The sequence below is a fragment of the Pseudoselenomonas ruminantium genome (assembly GCF_900113715.1).
GTDB classification, from domain to species: domain Bacteria; phylum Bacillota; class Negativicutes; order Selenomonadales; family Selenomonadaceae; genus Selenomonas_A; species Selenomonas_A caprae.
In genome coordinates, this window is the sequence record NZ_FOQK01000021.1 from 25,471 (window position 1) to 42,069 (window position 16,599).

13 protein-coding genes and 1 riboswitch are annotated in these 16,599 nt (G+C 50.1%); all 13 genes read right to left on the reverse strand.

Annotated features, from left to right (window positions below; all coding sequences use genetic code 11):
• Positions 1 to 8: 8 nt before the first annotated feature.
• Positions 9 to 1,328: an MATE family efflux transporter gene (locus tag BM181_RS10940; RefSeq protein WP_075444884.1), complete on the reverse strand. Its 1,320-nt coding sequence runs from the start codon at positions 1,326 to 1,328 to the stop codon at positions 9 to 11.
• 184 nt (positions 1,329 to 1,512) lie between these two features.
• Positions 1,513 to 4,212: an amidohydrolase family protein gene (locus BM181_RS10945; protein ID WP_082336275.1), complete on the reverse strand. Its 2,700-nt coding sequence runs from the start codon at positions 4,210 to 4,212 to the stop codon at positions 1,513 to 1,515.
• Between the two features lie 28 nt (positions 4,213 to 4,240).
• Positions 4,241 to 4,867: a carboxylesterase family protein gene (locus BM181_RS15675; protein WP_075444888.1), complete on the reverse strand. Its 627-nt coding sequence runs from the start codon at positions 4,865 to 4,867 to the stop codon at positions 4,241 to 4,243.
• Between the two features lie 37 nt (positions 4,868 to 4,904).
• Positions 4,905 to 5,477 (reverse strand): nitroreductase family protein, encoded by a 573-nt coding sequence (locus tag BM181_RS10955; protein WP_075444890.1) that lies wholly within the window; start codon positions 5,475 to 5,477, stop codon positions 4,905 to 4,907.
• A 98-nt stretch (positions 5,478 to 5,575) separates the two neighbouring features.
• Complete coding sequence (locus BM181_RS10960) at positions 5,576 to 6,787, reverse strand: L-lactate MFS transporter (protein ID WP_075444929.1); 1,212 nt, start codon at positions 6,785 to 6,787, stop codon at positions 5,576 to 5,578.
• A 77-nt stretch (positions 6,788 to 6,864) separates the two neighbouring features.
• Positions 6,865 to 6,946, reverse strand: a riboswitch (ZMP/ZTP riboswitch).
• Between the two features lie 74 nt (positions 6,947 to 7,020).
• Positions 7,021 to 7,380, reverse strand: coding sequence for a hypothetical protein (locus BM181_RS10965; protein ID WP_075428118.1), 360 nt, complete (start codon positions 7,378 to 7,380; stop codon positions 7,021 to 7,023).
• Positions 7,381 to 7,556: 176 nt separating this feature from the next.
• The gene (locus BM181_RS10970) at positions 7,557 to 9,068 is read right to left on the reverse strand and encodes a UxaA family hydrolase (protein WP_075444892.1); all 1,512 of its coding nucleotides are present in this window, start codon (positions 9,066 to 9,068) and stop codon (positions 7,557 to 7,559) included.
• Positions 9,065 to 10,528: a tagaturonate reductase gene (locus BM181_RS10975; protein ID WP_075444894.1), complete on the reverse strand. Its 1,464-nt coding sequence runs from the start codon at positions 10,526 to 10,528 to the stop codon at positions 9,065 to 9,067. Before BM181_RS10975 ends, BM181_RS10970 begins: the two co-directional genes overlap by 4 nt.
• A 16-nt stretch (positions 10,529 to 10,544) precedes the next feature.
• Complete coding sequence (locus BM181_RS10980) at positions 10,545 to 11,576, reverse strand: zinc-binding alcohol dehydrogenase family protein (RefSeq protein ID WP_075444896.1); 1,032 nt, start codon at positions 11,574 to 11,576, stop codon at positions 10,545 to 10,547.
• 152 nt (positions 11,577 to 11,728) lie between these two features.
• On the reverse strand, positions 11,729 to 13,579 hold the full coding sequence (locus BM181_RS10985) for a sigma 54-interacting transcriptional regulator (protein WP_075444898.1): 1,851 nt from the start codon (positions 13,577 to 13,579) through the stop codon (positions 11,729 to 11,731).
• Between the two features lie 140 nt (positions 13,580 to 13,719).
• The gene (locus BM181_RS10990; RefSeq protein WP_075444931.1) at positions 13,720 to 14,169 is read right to left on the reverse strand and encodes an RbsD/FucU family protein; all 450 of its coding nucleotides are present in this window, start codon (positions 14,167 to 14,169) and stop codon (positions 13,720 to 13,722) included.
• Between the two features lie 25 nt (positions 14,170 to 14,194).
• Positions 14,195 to 15,544, reverse strand: a complete 1,350-nt coding sequence (fucP, locus tag BM181_RS10995) for an L-fucose:H+ symporter permease (protein ID WP_075444900.1) — start codon at positions 15,542 to 15,544, stop codon at positions 14,195 to 14,197.
• 48 nt (positions 15,545 to 15,592) lie between these two features.
• Positions 15,593 to 16,585, reverse strand: coding sequence for an aldo/keto reductase (locus BM181_RS11000; RefSeq protein WP_075444902.1), 993 nt, complete (start codon positions 16,583 to 16,585; stop codon positions 15,593 to 15,595).
• Positions 16,586 to 16,599 lie beyond the last annotated feature (14 nt).

Sequence of the window (16,599 nt, forward strand, 5' to 3'; positions counted from 1 at the left end):
CCTGCCTGTCACTTTGCCAGACAAATACGGTATAAACCGGCCGCAATGACAACCGTCACGATATCGGCCGCCAGCTGAGCGGCAATGACGCCCGTATAGCCAAACCACAAGGGCAGGACAGCTAGTGCCAGAGCATAGACGATACCCTGCCGGCAAAGGGACAGCATAAGCGCGGGCAGCCCCTTGCCTGTGGCCTGGAACGTGCAGATGAGCACCAGGCCGATGCCCATGAAGATAATGGCCGGCAGCTGCCAGTAAAGCATCGTAACCCCCTGCTCGATAAGCGCCGGCTGCGCGAGGAAAACATGCACGACCGGCCGGGCAAAAAACGCGAGTCCCAAAGCCAGCACTACGCTTGTCCCGATTACGGCCTGCAAAGCAAAGGCAATGACCTTTTTCATGCGCGCTTTGTCCTTAGCGCCATAGGTATAACCGATAAGCGGCTGCCCGCCGAAAGCCAGCCCCACGATCACCAGAGCCACAATCATGATGATTTTCATGACGATGCCCATGACGGCAATCGCTTCACTGCCATAGGGCAGCAGGCTGCGGTTCGTCAGGGCAATGCCAAAAGTCTGCGTAAAATTCGTCACAGCTGCTGCCAGGCCAATCGAAAATATACCAGCCACCTCGTGCCAGCTGATGCGCAGTGCTGGCAAATCAAGCGAAAGCTCTGCGCAATGACGGCGGATATAGCACACGGCATAGATATCCGCACAGATATAGCCCAGTACCGTTGCCAGCGCCGCACCAGCTGCGCCAAGCTCAAGCCCGAAAATCAGCACAGGGTCCAGCGCGATATTGACAGCGGCACCGAGGATGGAAGCATTCATCGAGATTTTCGGGCAGCCGGCCGTACGTAAGAGATTCGTCGGCACCAGTGAGAAAATCACAAACGGTGCGCCAGCGATAAACCACGAATAATATGCCGCCGCATACGGTATGACCTCTCCCTTCGCCCCCAGGAGCGCCAGCATCGGTTCGCGCAGGGATAGCAGTACGCTTGCTGCCACGATGCCAAAGCCGATTGACCCATAAAAGCAGAAAATACTTAGCCGTTTGCCATCCGCCTTGCGCCCAGCGCCAAAGAGCCGCGCAATCACCGAGCTGCCGCCAAGGCCAAACAGGTCGCCAAAGGCCAGCAGCAGCGTAAAGAGCGGCGTACAGACCGATATGCCCGCAATCAAGGCCGTGTCCCCCGTCAAGGCGATAAAGAACGTATCGGCCATGCTGTAGACGAGCTGCACCACCATGCTCATGACGACGGGCAGGGCCAGCGTCATATACGCCTTCGGTATCGGTGTCCTGGCAAACAATTCATCGGTCATAAAAAATTCCTCCCTAAAACAAAAAGACATCCATAACCCGCAATTGCCGGATTATGGATGTCCTTACCGTAGCGGTTTCCCGCCCTACTATCTCATTTATCTATACGATTATATGTTTTTATCATACCATATTACGCCAGGAAAGTCACTAAGGGCTACGGCGTCCGCTTGACGGAGCAGCTGCTCAGCCCCTTCTCTGTTCCGCATGGCTTTTATATGCCGCTATCCGCCTGGCGACGTTATCCTTGATGTTGTAGTAATAAAGGGCATAGTCGCCATTGTGGTAACTGGCAGGGCCGAAAACCGTAATGCCGAACATTTCATATATGGGCTTCATGGCATTGGTCTTCGTTATTACAACGCCCCGCTTCAAATCCAGCCGGGCATCGGCAGCTTTTGGAACCTGCTCGATTTTTCCGGTTGCTTCGTTATAGATGTAACCGCCGAGGTTTTCCGCTGCCGGCGCATAGGTTTCATCCCGCTTCCAGTTCAATGGATTGATGCTGATTGCGCCTGGCAGGACCACGAGGTTTTTCTTGCCGGCATTGGCCGGTCCCTCGGTATTCCACGAGACGATAACGCCGGTATCATCGGCTCTTTCCGCAAAATGCAGGTGCGGATTTGCCTGAAGATACTCCTTAGTAATCGAAAAACCAATGACATACGCGGCGATCATGCGCTGCTGATACTCTGGATGCGCCTTCATGTATTCTGCCAGCACAAGGCTCTGCATCGCCGAGCCCTGCGAGTGTCCTGCGAGAATAAAGGGCCTGCCGCCATTCAGATTGGCAAAGTAGTAGTCAAGGGCGGCAAAGACATCCTGTTTGGGAACGTTGTTGAAGGCCGCGCGCAACGCTTCGGGCGTCATTTCGCTGGCGGCCGCCATATTGACCTGCCGGTAATACGGGACAAACACATTGGTAGCGTCTGCATAAGCCGTTCCCTGCAGCAGATACGTTTCCTGCGCAGGCTCCCGCATGGCTTTTTCATTGATGTCAGCAAAGACCGGCGCGCCTGCCGAATCGTCAGCATATTCCGTAGGATAGATATATATAGTGTCTACGTCCTTTGTGATTTTTGGCTGCTTCATCCAGTTGTTCTTATCGGCATAATCGACCGGTGCCGCAGCTGGATTCGCAAAAACTTTTTTGCCCTCGAAATAGGTTGCCTCGGGTCTGGCCTTATGGATATCTGTCACCGGGCAAGTCAGCACATCCTTGTCGACGAGGAGAAAATCTGCATATTTGCCCTTGGTGATACTGCCTCTTTCCTTCTCAAGAAACATCTGCTTGGCGCAGTTGATAGTCAAAGCCGTCAGTGCCTGCTCACGGGTCAGCAGCTCTTCCGGCCACCAGGGTTTTGACTTCTCAGGGTAATAGGCACCAGTCACTGTAATCTCCATAATGCCAAACGGATCATCGGGACTAGCAGCGAGAGCCGGAAAATCCGAGTGTGAGGACATGTTTATCCCATAATCGAAATAAGATTTCATCGGATACCCCTTGTCCCCCATGCCTGCGGGAAGGCTGCGCAATAAATCAGGCAGTGACGCATCCGCCGTGTGGTGCCAAAGCAAACCAGCGGTGACCTGTATGTTATGTCTTGCCATCCGCTCGTAATCCGGCAGATTGACGTTGCGCAGATGCACCAGCGTATTGCGCATTTCATCCTTTCCCCCATTGACGAAGGCGTTTATGGTACGATGGACTGCCTGATTGCCCAGTGCATGCACGTGCATGGTCAAACCATTTTCATTCGCCTTGCGCGTAATGCGGGTAAATTCATCTTCCGTCCAGTTGACCAGCCCTTGATGCCCATCCGTATATGGCGGATCGATAAAGCCGGTTCCGCTTTCCACGGTACCGTCCATGTAAAATTTCAGCCAGTTTGTCTTTACATGCTTGGACGCATATTTTTGGGCTTCAACCGCCTTGGCCAGTTCTGCATCCACATCCATCCAGCTTTCGATTTCATAGGCGGTGCCCAGCACAAAATGCATAGTTCCGGCCTTGTCCATCTCACTGGCGGCCTTATACAGGTTATTGTTGCGGAAATACGAAGAATACCCATCGAGATACATCGTATATCCTTCTGACAACAAGGTATCCTGAACCTTGCGCAAGGTTGTCCTGGCTCTGTCAGCCGTAAAGAGGTTGTCGCCGTCCAGGAATGACCTTACATAAGTGGCTGCCTGCTCCTTCAGATAGCCTGTAGGCGTGCCGTCAGCTCCCATCACAATCTCGCCGCCTCTTATGTCATTTTCCTTTTTCAGTACAGTGCCATCTTCCTTCATAATGCCTGCATGGACCAGGGAAAGCGTATTCACCAGGCTCTTATGGCCTTCCTCATCGATAAAGAATACCGGCAGATCCTTGCAGACCGCATCGATCTGTTGACGGGTAGGCATATTGCCCTTGAAAGTATCGAGGTTCCACCCTAAACCGAAAACAGCCTTTAAGTTTGCAGCCTTGGCCTTCTTGACAGCCGCGGGAAGGATTTCTGTCAAGAACTTGTTTGCATCATCACTATCGCCAACCTGCGCTCCGATTTCGATCATGGCATAAGCTATCGGATAATGGGCATGCCCGTTGCCGCAGCCAGGCATCACAAGCCCCTTGTCCGTATAGTCCACCACATCGGTCCTTCCTGCTTCGACCAGTGCGGCAGCGCCTTTCTTATCGCCTACATAGATGTATTTGCCATCCTTCACGGCAAAAGCCTCTGCCACCTTGTTGTTATCCGAAGTGAATATCTTGCCATAAACCACGAGGTCAGCCTTCGTCTTTTCGCTGCCACTGGCCAGCCCGCCAGCTCCGAGCATAAAGCTTAATACCACGATGCCTGCCAAAAGCTTCATGATACGCATGCGCATCATTTGCCTCATGATAGTTCTCCTTTCCGAGTCTTACCGGTCAAAATACATAGTATTTGGTAAGGAAATAGGTTCTGTCCCAATCCACGATCTTCCGCGAGGCTTCGCGTTCCGGATGGATATTGTTCTCGTCAAAGACCATCACTTGCTTCTGCTTCAGGTCGTAGAGCGGCCAAACCTTTGCCCTGCCATCGGGCGAAAGATCTGCACTAAGGGACGGATTGCCCGTCTTGGCGAACTGGACCCACATTTTGCGCATGGTCTTGGCAAAGGTCTGATCCAATGTCCTGCCAGTGTCGGCGGTCATCTCGGGATGATTGAACACCGAGGCGAGCTCTATCGAATGCCCGCTTTTCACGATCGGCAGCGAGGATTCCGGCGTGAAATAGTACGTATATGATTTGCCGCCAGCCAGCGTCTGATTTTCCGACATACGGAGGAGCGGCAGCATGGTACAGCTGCCAGCACCAGCGGATTCGCCAAAGATCGTCACATTACGAGGATCGCCGCCAAAACTGCCGATGTTCTCATGCACCCACTTCAAAGCCATCAGCTGATCGAGCAGGCCTAAGTTCTGCGCATCCGGGTAATCTTTGCCATCCGGCAGATGGGAAAGATGCAGGAAACCAAAGGGACCGAGCCGGTACGCGATGGTAACATCAAACATCCTCCCCCATCTGCCCTTCACCACTACTCCCGATAAGTCACGTCTGCACTTTGACCCGCTGCGCGATGTCTTCCTTCTCCTTAGGCTCCGGCCCGGCAGCGATGCCGCCAAACGGCATCTGGGCGATGAGTTTCCAGGAAGCCGGCAGGGCAAACAGGGTATGCACGGCCTCGTCAATGACCGGATTGTAGTGCTGGATACTAGCCCCGACCTCCAGGTCACGCAAGGCTGTCCAGACAGCAAACTGCAGCATGCCGTTAGCCTGCTGCGCCCATAGCGGGAAGTTTTCCGCATACATGGGAAACTGCCCCTGCAAGTTCCTTACAACATCCTCATCGTAGAAATAGAGCACCGTACCCGCGCCAGCCTTGAAGCCGTCAATCTTCTCACGTGCTACCTTGCCGTCAAAGGCATCGTAAATCACGTCCCAAAGCACATCCTGCTTCCTGCCGAGCGCCACCACGACACGCGCCGACCTCATATTGAACGCATCAGGCGTCAGCTCTGTTGCCTGCTCCACCACCTCGCGGATCTTCTCGGCCGTGACCGGCAGCTCCTTATTGATTTGATAATACGAGCGGCGCCTGCCCATAGATTCCAGGATTCCCATAAAAAAACCTCCCTTGCTCTGCAAAATCTTCTTTGTCTACGCTTGTATTCGCGTCCGACAAGGAAAAGTCCTGCCAAGGGAGGCCCAACGATATTTTCTTAGGTATTTGCCGTCTTGACGGCGGCAGCTGCACGACTGCCATGCAGTTTCAGCACCGCGGCCAGCAGGAAGTTCAGCACGAAGCAGCCGGCAAAGAACAGCAGCGTCGCCGAATAACTATGCGTATGCTCCCAGAACCACGAGACGATGGTCGGACCGGCCACGCCAGCCATGCCCCAGGCCGTCAGCACGCGGCCGTGGATCGCGCTTAGCTCCCGCGTGCCGAAGATATCGGCAAGATAAGCCGGCATGCACGAAAAGCCGCCACCATAGCAGCTGATGATCAAAAACACGAGCAGCTGGAACGCCAGCGCATCGCTTGTGCCCGCCAACAAGTAAAAAGCACCGGCCTCCAGCGCGAAAAAGGCCATATAGGTAAGCCCGCGCCCCAAATAATCCGAAAGCGTCGACCAGACAATGCGCCCGCCGCCATTTACGAGCCCGATGAGGCCGACCATCGACGCCGCCTGGGCCGCATCCATGCCCGCGGCCTGCTGGGCCATCGGCGAAGCCACTGCCAGCAGACCGATGCCGCAAGTGATATTGACAAAGAACACCCACCAGAGCATGCCAAACGGCCAGGTCCTCACAGCCTCAGCAGCCGTGGCGCCATGCTGGATCTGCGTGACCTTTGCCGTGCCAGCTGGCTGCACGGGCGGCTTCAGATAAAGCGCTGACGCCCCCATCAGCAGCATGTAGGCTGCGCCCAGCAGCAGGAAAGTATCCACAAGGCCGGCTTTTGCCGTCAGCGCCTGCATGACAGGGCCGGCAATCAGCGCGGCAAAGCCGAAGCCCATGATGGCAAGCCCCGTCGCAAAGCCGCGGTGCTGCGGGAAATACTTGACAAGCGTCGATACCGGCGTGATATAGCCGACACCAAGGCCGATGCCGCCGATGACACCATAGAAAAGATACAAGAGCAGCAAGCTGTGCAAGTGCAGCGCCAGCGCTGTACCGAACATGCCCGTGCCAAAAAACAGCATGGCCAGCAGCCCGCTCTTCTTCGGCCCATGTTTTTCCACAAACCGGCCCAAGAAACCTGCCGACATGCCAAGGAACAGGATTGCCAGAGAAAAGGTCCACGTCGTCTCCGCCAGCGTGAATCCCAGTTCCGCCATGATGGGGCGCGTCAGGACACTCCAGGCATAGACGCTGCCGATGGAAATATGGATTCCCACCGCAGCCAACGCAATGAGCCAACGATTCCGCATGAAAACCATCCTTTCTGCTGCCTGCGCAGCAACGAGAAAAAGAGCTTTCATCCAAACAAAAAACCGTCTGGACAAAAACTCTCTGCCCAGACGGTCGGCTTGTTAAACCTTGCAGTACATGTGGTCGATTCCACTAATCCGTCAGTCCTGCACGGCATTATCGACTTGTAAGCTTAGTTTAACCATTGACATTTGACTTGTCAAGTCTTTTGCAGCTGCTGCCCATCTCGCGCTTAGAAGGACCCGCCATTTGCCAGCCATGCCTTCGCCGTATATTCGCTCAGGCCTACTGCATCGATGCGGAATACATTGCCGCTCGAACCCGTGCGCAGATCCTTGACGCTTACATAACCGACCTGCGTCAGATAGCCGCCATTGAGTGCCTCGATAACATCATGGTCTTCGAGTGGATAATCGCCCGGGTACTCCACGATGGTGCCGACCGAATACCCTTCACAGGTATAGATCGCAACCTTCGGCCCTACTGAAGTATTGATCATGCCATCGATGCTTCCTCCCGAAACATGTGCCATGCAGATACTCGAAAGCCCCATCATCAGAACAGCCAGCAAAGTCATAATACGCGTTTTCATGATAAATTCCTCCTTGCATATCCCGCTGTGCGGTTTGGTTTGTTTTGCTATTTGTTCTTTATATCCCTGAGGCAGCCAAAGTGTTATAGATTTTTGCAAAAAAAATTTCGCTCCCATAAAAAAGCAGAGATTGCTCGCCCATCAACCAGAGACTCACTTGACATGTCAAAATTCTTCTATAAACAAACTCCGTCTTTGAAGATTGCCAATTCATGCTTATCCAGATGCTCCGATACTGTTTTTTCCTGTCCAGAAGCAACTGCCAGCATATAATTCCAAAATCGTTCTCCCAGTTCTTCTAATGATGCACCTTCCAGCAGCATCCCTGCATTGAAATCAAGCCAGTTCTTTTTCCGTGTTGCCAACTTCGAGTTGCTGGCAATCTTCACCGTTGGCACAGGCGCTGCAAACGGAGTACCACGCCCTGTCGTGAACAAGATCAACTGCGCACCCGCTGCGGCCAAAGCATTTGCTGCCACCAGATCGTTGCCAGGACTCTCAAGCAGCAGCAATCCTTGCGTCTTGTTTTTTACTCTCTGTCCATAAGCCAATACATCCGTAACGAGCGCCACGCCTCCTTTTTGCACACAACCCAAGGATTTTTCTTCCAGCGTGGTTATGCCACCAGCTTTATTGCCCGGCGATGGATTTTCATTGATTTGTTTTCCATAGCGCATATAGTATTCCTTGAAGCCATTGATAAGTTGCACAATCTTCTGAAAGATTTCTTCATTAACGGCCCGATTCATCAGCAAGGTTTCTGCCCCAAACATTTCGGGCACCTCGGTCAAGATTGCTGTTCCGCCAGCTGCAGCAACGATGTTGGACACCTGCCCTGCCAAGGCATTGGCCGTAATGCCTGAAAAGCCATCCGACCCGCCACATTTTAGGCCAATGACCAGCTTGCTTGCCGGCTGCAAAGTACGCTGGCATTTATCGGCATAGTCAATCAACTCACGAATTGCCGCTACTCCTGCCTCGATTTCATCTTCACAATCCTGACATACCAAAAACTTTACCCTGCCCGCAGCAAAACTGCCAATAGCTTTTTGCATACTGGCAAGCGTGTTGTTCTCACAGCCTAAGGATAGCACCAATACCGCACCAGCATTGGGATGATGGACGAGACTTGCCAAAAACTGCTGCGTTTTCTCCAAATCCTCATCGATTTGCGAGCAGCCATACGGATGATTAAAGGCAAAGATGCCATCAATATGCTCTTCGCCCGTCAGCATTGCTTGAGCCCGCGATTCTATTTCCCTGGCAATGGCATTGACACATCCAACTGTCGGTATGATCCAGACTTCATTACGTATCCCTACTTGGCCGTCCGGACGCTCATAACCCCAAAAACTTTTCTCCTTAGGCGCAAAACCATCCGGCTGCCATGCACTGTTTTTTTTGGGTTCATAACGATAATCGACAAGTCCGGCCAACTTACTTTGCAGCCGTTCGGTATGAACCCACTCACCTGGTTCAATATTTACTTTCGCAGCGCCAATCGGAAAACCGTATTTTACCACATCACTTCCCCTGCTTATTGGCGCAATCGCTACTTTATGCCCAGCGGGGATACTTTCTTTGACCGTGATGGTTTTAGCACCTGCTGCAATCGCTTCGCCCGGTTGAAATGATTCGATGGCCACAGCGACATTATCCTGCGGATGAATCTGCAAATACTTTTTCATGCCATATACTCTCCCAATTTCTTGATATACGACTTTATGCCCATCAGCTGCAATAACTCATAATGATGCAATACCGCATCATAAAAACCAGGAATTGTCCGCAGGTCTATGCCCCAAAAATCATCTGCCTGCAAAAATTTCCTGACATATACTTCATCGGGCAGTGCTGCCCAACTGGCCACACGATCAAGTTTTTCGGCATCATCGTGTATCTCATACGGCTTGCCGTTCCGATAACCAATCAGACAACCATCGCCTTTCTCCACCGTATGATAAAAGGCCAGCAGGGCCGCCAGGGAAAAGGTCAACCATTTGGGCAGCACCTTGGTGTTTTGCTCATAATCCATCAGGCTTGGCAGTACACGAGCCCGCCATTTGGCAATGGAATTCAAGGAAATCGCGAGCAAGGAATGATTCACAAATGGATTTTCAAACCGCTCAAACACAGATGCAGCAAAATCACGCAACGAATCATCTTCTTTGTGAAAGGCTGGTACGATTTCCTGATAAACCAGCTGCTCAAGCTGCCGGCGTATATCGGCATCTTTCATACATTCGCCTACATAATCAAGGCCTGCCAGATAGGCCCCCAGCGCCATCGAAGTGTGTGCGCCATTTAAGATACGTACCTTACGGCGTTTATAGGCATCCACGTCCTTGGTAAATACGATAGGAAAATCCTCTGTCGCAATTGCGAACCGTTTTTCCAATGAAGGTTCACCAATGGCCCAAAAGGCAAACGGCTCACATTGATCCAGTAAGGCATCCTCATAACCAAGCTCCTGTTCATACTTGGCAGCATCGTTTCGCGGATAGCCAGTAACGATACGGTCAACCAGCGTATCGACAAATAGGCAGGATTCATCAAGCCATGCTGCAAAAGCGTCCCCAAGCATCCATTTCTTCGCATACGCTTTTACACACTTCTTTAGCATCTGCCCATTGTGGTCAATAAGTTCTACCGGCAGCATGACCAAGCCTTTTTCTTTTGCCCCCGAAAAATGCTCAAACCTCGTAAATAAGAATTTTGTCAATTTTGCCGGATAACTTTGGGGCGGCTTATCTTCATACGCATCATCATCATTATATACAATGCCAGCTTCTGTCGTGTTCGAGATAACAAACTCTAAGGAAGGCAGCTCCGCCAGCTGCAGGAATTCCTTATAATCCGAATAAGCACTGACTACACGATCCAGACAAGAAATCACGCGATTTTCCTTATAGGTCTTACCTGCTTTTTTTCCTCGGACACAAACCGAGTAAATATTGTCCTGGGCAGCAAACCGTGTATTGGTCTTTGCCCGCGGCATGACAACGGCAACACTGCCATTAAACCCACGTTTCTCGTTAGCCAAATCAATGCCATAGTCGACAAATGCCCGCAAAAAATTTCCTTCACCAATCTGCAGAACACGAACAGGATACGCCTGTCTTTGATAGACTTCCTGTATCTTTTTCATCCAAAGCCCCTCCTTCTTATTCAGGGTCAGCAAAATGAATAACGACTTTGAGCATCGATGCTGCCTGCTCCGAAAACTCCTGGAAGGCTTTAGGGGCATCAGCAAATTCATATTCATTCGTCACAACGCGTTCTATATTGGCCTTACCTGCTTTGACCAAATCAATCAATGCGAGAAAATCCTTCTGCAACGCATTGCGTGAGCCATACACATTGAGTTCTTTCTTCTGCAACAACGTGAAATCAAAGTCGGCATTCTTCTTGCCCACACCAATCTGGACAACACGAGCGCCAAAAGCCGCTGCATCAATACAGAGCAAAAATGTTGCCGGCAAGCCCACAGCCTCAATCGTTACATCAAAACCATTACCATTAGTGATTTTCGCTACAGCCTCATGAAAATGCTCCGGCGAATCATTGAGGATTTTTCCCGCCAGTCCAAACTTCTCTACTGCATAGTCAAGTTTCTTATCAGCAATATCGGAAATATATACCTCTGCTCCAGCGGCCCGTGCTGCTGCCGCTGCCAGCACGCCAATCGTACCTGCACCGACAATCAGGACCTTTTCTCCCGGCTGGATATTTGCCCGGCTTACACCATGATAGCTGATGCAAAAAGGCTCAATCAGTGCTAGTTGCCGCGGAGATAATCCTTGGCCGTCATAAATGCGTTCTACAGGCATCGTGATGTATTCCCGAAAAGCCCCATCACGCTGTGCTCCCATGGTTTCATTATGTTCACAGCAATTCACTAACCCCCGCTCACAAGAATAACATGTTCCACAATTGAAATAGGGATTGCAGGTAACGATCATGCCTTTTTCCAAGCCACGGTCATTCGCATCGATTTCTACAATCTGTGCGGAAAACTCATGACCGGGAATACGCGGGTAGCCAGCATAGGCAAAGGTCCCTCGATAGGTGCCAAGATCGCTGCCGCAGATGCCACCATACAAGATTTTCAGCAGGGCTTCACCTGGCTTGCGCACAGGCATCGGCATATCAAATAATTCAACGTTACCAGGCTCATTGATACGAATTGCTTTCATCACTGATCATCCTTTCTAAATATCACTACCCTAAAGATATGCATTTTTCGTGCCAAGAAAAAACAAGCGTAAAACAGAAGAGTTTCTTCCTTTTACGCTTGTTCTGAACATATTTGTTTCATTTTTGAAATGCATACGATTAAGTTTTTGTCTTATTCCTTTGGCTTGGCTTTCCGCCACAAAGTCACACGGCTGATTCCTAGCTGTGCGCATACCTCCTCTGGTGAGTAATGTAACAACAACTGCCGGATGATCTCACGCTCCGCCTCGGGTAAAGTCGTTTTCAATGGCAAGACAATCGATTCTTGATCCGGCTTATCCGTATCCTCCTGCCTTAACGCGCCAGACAAAAAAGCTTGCATCTGTGATTCATCTACGAGCATATCGTCATAGCAGGACAAAACCTCAGCCACATTCCGTAACTCACGGATATTGCCTGGCCAATCATAGCGTTTCAGTAACTCTCTGGCTTTTGGCGTTACTGCTTTCTCCCAGGAACGGCCATCGGTAAAGGCACGATAATAGTAGTCAAGCAACGGTATTGCGTCGCCATGACGCTCTCTTAACGGTGGCAGTGGCAAACGCAATACATTGATGCGATAATACAAGTCCTCGCGGAACGTCCCTTCCTGCACCATCTTCACCAAATCGCGATTTGTTGCACAGATAATGCGAATATCGAGCGGCAATATCCGATCATCACCGATACGGCGTATTTCATGCTCCTGCAGGACACGCAATAATCTGCCCTGGATATCAAGCGGCAATTCACCAATCTCATCCAGAAAGATCGTACCCTGGTGAGCCAATTCAAACAATCCCTTTTTCCCCGATTTACGAGCGCCTGTAAAAGCACCATCCACATAGCCAAAGAACTCGCTTTCCATCAGATTCGGCGGAATCGAGGCACAGTTCACAGAGACAAACGGCTTATCTGCCCGGCGGCTCGCATTATGGATACTTTGCGCCATTCCCTCTTTACCGGTACCTGTCTCCCCCAGGATCAAGACATTCGCATCGGTACGCGCAAAACGCTCTGCCAGCTGAATAGTCCGCTGCATCGTATCCGCATACGTCATGATATCGGAAAAATGCATTTTCGCATAAAGGCCTTTTTGATATAGCGATGACCGTACCGTGCGCGCATTTTTTTCGATGTGTTCTACTTCCTGGAAAATCACGATTTGACGCTGCGTCCTTTGATTGACCATCAAAGGAATCCTATGACAGAGTATTTTCGTCTTGCCGACTTCGAGAATCTGTTCGCCATTCGTTCCCTGGAGTCTTGGCAGTACTTCATCTTTCCATGCCGCAAAATTCTCGCCAAAGACTTTATGGCTCAACCGATTGGAAAAAACCGGTTCGCCCTCCTCACTCAGGACAACAACACCTTCGGTTATATTCTGGATGACTGCATCGACTTGTTGCAAGCGCAGCGTCTGCTGTTCTTTGTTCTTCAGGATAAGCTGCGCCTCATCAATCGCACTGCTTATTGCCTCACGGCTTGAATCAATCAGTGTATGACGAAAGCCACATTCTGATGCATAGGCCGCTGCAATATTGCAGCCTGCAATTCCGTCTACACTTTGTTCAGCAGCCAGCCGTTCAATCGTTGCATTGATTTCCTCGCGGCTGTCACAGGGAATAACTTCCACATAAATATCACCTAACCGGAAATGCCTCCGTACATCGTGAATGATATTGCTGCGCATAACTACCGCAATCCGACGGCAGCCTTTTTGCACCAGTTCCTCAATGGCTTGCATGACATCATGGAACGCTGCCCCAATATGCACAATAGTATGTTTGCCCTGTGCCTCCAATGTTTTGGCCATACCACCACGGGCGATGATAATCTGTGTCTCTGTAAAAGGCGCTACATCCATGATTACCTTGGCATCCTGTGAATAAATGACATCTATATCCAAATTCCGCTGTTTGATAATACTTTTTGCCTTCTTATCGATGGCTAAGGTTGGTGCAACGAACAAAATCAGAGACATGGTACCAGAACTCCTTTGCTTTATACTATCGGAAAAATTGATCCATTTCTTATTCTAACACATCATAAACACAGCAAAAAGGCAGACACCTCATCAGTGTGCTGCCTTTTGCCAGAAAATCACAGAATTATAAACACCTGCTATCTTTTACCTTCCAACACACAGCCCTTTTGCAACATGACATTAGCATACTGTGCGCGTTCGCCTGTAGTGATGATCGCATATGCCTTCGCGGCTTCCTTATAGTAGGCGAATCGTTCTACGGTGCGAATCCCCTCAGCACCACGCGAATCGTATTTCGCCAGGATTTCCTTATACGTATCCCATATTGGGGTCTTTACCGGATCGCCTGGAACGACCTCCATCAGACTCACAGGTTTTTCTTCATACTGATCCAACGGCATGAGTTTCAGGATTGCCTCCAAGACTTCCGGAATGCCATGACCGTCACAATGGATAACGATATGATCTTTTCCGACAGATGCCGCAGGAAAATTGCCATCTGCAATAACAATGCGGTCACCATGCCCCATCTCGCACAGAACTTTCAAAAGATCTGGAGGCAAAATTGCGGGAATACCAAGCAACATAGCCAATCACCTATTCCTTCTCTGCTTACAGCTGATGTACTTCCTTCAGCTCCGTTTCATGTTTCTCATTTTCAATATGCAGTTCTGTGTAGAAGAACCAGGAAATCACGACAAAGCAAAGGAATGGAATGACATAACCCACATGAAGGATACCTGTAGCATCGGCTACCAGCCCAAGGATTGGCGGCATCATAGCACCACCGACAATTGACATGACCATCGCAGCAGCTGCTGATTCACGATACTCTGCCGGTACAGTCTTAAGTCCCGTATCGTAAATTGTCGGATAAACCGGACCCATGAAAGCACTGACCAGAATTACTGGATACATGACCGAGAAGTCGTTGACACCAGCGACATAAGCCAGACAGAGGCAGCCCAATACCGAATAGATGAACAGAAGTTTATTGGCCGACATCTTCGTCAGCAGCGTACTTGCCACGACACGGCCCAGGAAGAACACGATAAAGCTGGCAATCATGTAATTCGCTGCCACGCGCTCATTCATTGAACCATCTAAGGAAAGTGCCAGACGAATCGTAAACGACCAAACAGCTGCCTGCATACCATTATAGAGGAACATTGCGAGCAAGCTGCGACGGAAACGCTGTACCCCCATCATGAATTTTGCCGTTTTCATCGAGAGCAGGTTGACTTTATTCTTGACTACTTCTGCCGTTTCCTTGACCTGCGGTTTACAGGACGGGAATTTGATAAATACAAAGGCGAGGAACAATGCGACAAGAATCAGGACAATATATTTATAGGGAACTAACGTATGCTGCAGCATTTCGAGACGGAAGGCAGCAATCTGATCTGGCGACATAGCAGCCATCTTGCTGGAAAGGCTTTCACCTTCCTGGAAAATCAAGAACTTACCGAGAAGAATACCGCAAATATTGCCAATCGGTGTAAAAGTCTGACTTAGATTGATACGAAAAGTCGATGTCTTCTCCGGTCCAATCATCGTCGCATAAGTGTTAGCCGAAGTTTCCAGAAAACTCAAGCCAAGGGCAATAGCAAAGATCGCTACGAGGAACATCGTATAGGTTGCCATATGCGATGCCGGGAAGAACAACAGACAACCGACAATGTAGAAGGCCAAACCACAAAGGATAGCCGATACATAGGATTTCTTCTTCATGACGAGCGCGGCGGGAATAGCCATGACAAAATAGCCACCAAAGAATGCACTTTGGACAAAGGCACTGGCAAAATTGCTCAATTCAAAAATAGACTTAAACTGTGTAATCAAAACATCATTCAAAGCATTTGCGACACTCCACAGAGGGAAAAGCATCGTCATGAGGACAAACTGCAAGAACGGAGTACTCGTCAAATAACCATTGGGAAGCTGATTCCATTTTTTTGACATATCATATCTCTCCTTTTCGTCATCCTAGCAAAGCATGAAAGCTCATTGTCAGTTGATACCAATATCGGAAAGCGCTTTCCATAGCCCTTCAGGAATATCTGTCTGCGCCCATTCCCAATTGCTCGCTGCTTGTTTTTGCGAAGTAGCTCCGCAGACAACCGCTACTACATTTTTATTGCGCAGCGGATATTGCAAAGCAGCCGCGCCAATGGGAACATCATAAGCATCACAAACCTTGCGGATTTCCATGACACGATCGAAGATTTCCTTCGGCACACTGCCATATTCGTAATGACCCTCGGTAATGCTTTTCTTCACCAGGACCCCCGATGCATACGGTGCCGCTACTGCTACCGATACATTACGCTGCTCACATTTCTGGAAGAATTCTTCATGATGTGTCTCCAAAAGATTATAGCGCTGAGCGACCAGCATGATATCCATATCCGCATAATCCATGGCTTCAACCATAATATCCACTTCATTTGCGCCAATGCCAAATGCCTTGATCTGCCCGTTTTTCCGCAGCTCTTCGAGTGCTTTGAATCCCGAATCACAAAGCGTCTTGAAATGCTGACGCTCCTCCGGAGTCTTGCCATGTGCGTAGGTACCAATATCGTGAACATAGAGAATATCAATGCGACGTGTCCCCAAGCGTCGAATCGAATCTTCATACGAACGCATGATACCATCATAAGAATAATCGAAGACACGATTCATCGGATTCTCATCATAAAATTCATTGCCATTCTGTAAGCCCTCTTCTTGCCGTGGGTATAGCAGCCGTCCTACCTTCGTCGAAAGGACGAAGTCATCGCGCTCTAAGTTACGCAATGCCAGTCCCAGACGGATTTCCGCCAAACTTGCCCCGTAATGCGGAGCAACATCGAAGCCGCGATAGCCAAGCTCAATGGCACCTTCCGCAATCCCAATTGCCTCGGCATTCGTCATCCGATGATACATATTCGCCATACCTGAGCACCCCAAAATCAATGAAGGCACCTTCAGATCTACACGCTTGATTTTGTTCATCGTAATCATAATACACATTCCTC

Bases quoted from the DNA above. Each gene is read 5' to 3' on its own strand.
- BM181_RS10940 (WP_075444884.1), bottom strand. From the start codon at position 1,328: ATGACCGATGAATTGTTTGCCAGGACACCGATACCGAAGGCGTATATG.
- BM181_RS10945 (WP_082336275.1), bottom strand. From the start codon at position 4,212: ATGAGGCAAATGATGCGCATGCGTATCATGAAGCTTTTGGCAGGCATC.
- BM181_RS15675 (WP_075444888.1), bottom strand. From the start codon at position 4,867: ATGTTTGATGTTACCATCGCGTACCGGCTCGGTCCCTTTGGTTTCCTG.
- BM181_RS10955 (WP_075444890.1), bottom strand. From the start codon at position 5,477: ATGGGAATCCTGGAATCTATGGGCAGGCGCCGCTCGTATTATCAAATC.
- BM181_RS10960 (WP_075444929.1), bottom strand. From the start codon at position 6,787: ATGCGGAATCGTTGGCTCATTGCGTTGGCTGCGGTGGGAATCCATATT.
- BM181_RS10965 (WP_075428118.1), bottom strand. From the start codon at position 7,380: ATGAAAACGCGTATTATGACTTTGCTGGCTGTTCTGATGATGGGGCTT.
- BM181_RS10970 (WP_075444892.1), bottom strand. From the start codon at position 9,068: ATGAAAAAGTATTTGCAGATTCATCCGCAGGATAATGTCGCTGTGGCC.
- BM181_RS10975 (WP_075444894.1), bottom strand. From the start codon at position 10,528: ATGAAAAAGATACAGGAAGTCTATCAAAGACAGGCGTATCCTGTTCGT.
- BM181_RS10980 (WP_075444896.1), bottom strand. From the start codon at position 11,576: ATGAAAGCAATTCGTATCAATGAGCCTGGTAACGTTGAATTATTTGAT.
- BM181_RS10985 (WP_075444898.1), bottom strand. From the start codon at position 13,579: ATGTCTCTGATTTTGTTCGTTGCACCAACCTTAGCCATCGATAAGAAG.
- BM181_RS10990 (WP_075444931.1), bottom strand. From the start codon at position 14,169: ATGTTGCTTGGTATTCCCGCAATTTTGCCTCCAGATCTTTTGAAAGTT.
- fucP (WP_075444900.1), bottom strand. From the start codon at position 15,544: ATGTCAAAAAAATGGAATCAGCTTCCCAATGGTTATTTGACGAGTACT.
- BM181_RS11000 (WP_075444902.1), bottom strand. From the start codon at position 16,585: ATGATTACGATGAACAAAATCAAGCGTGTAGATCTGAAGGTGCCTTCA.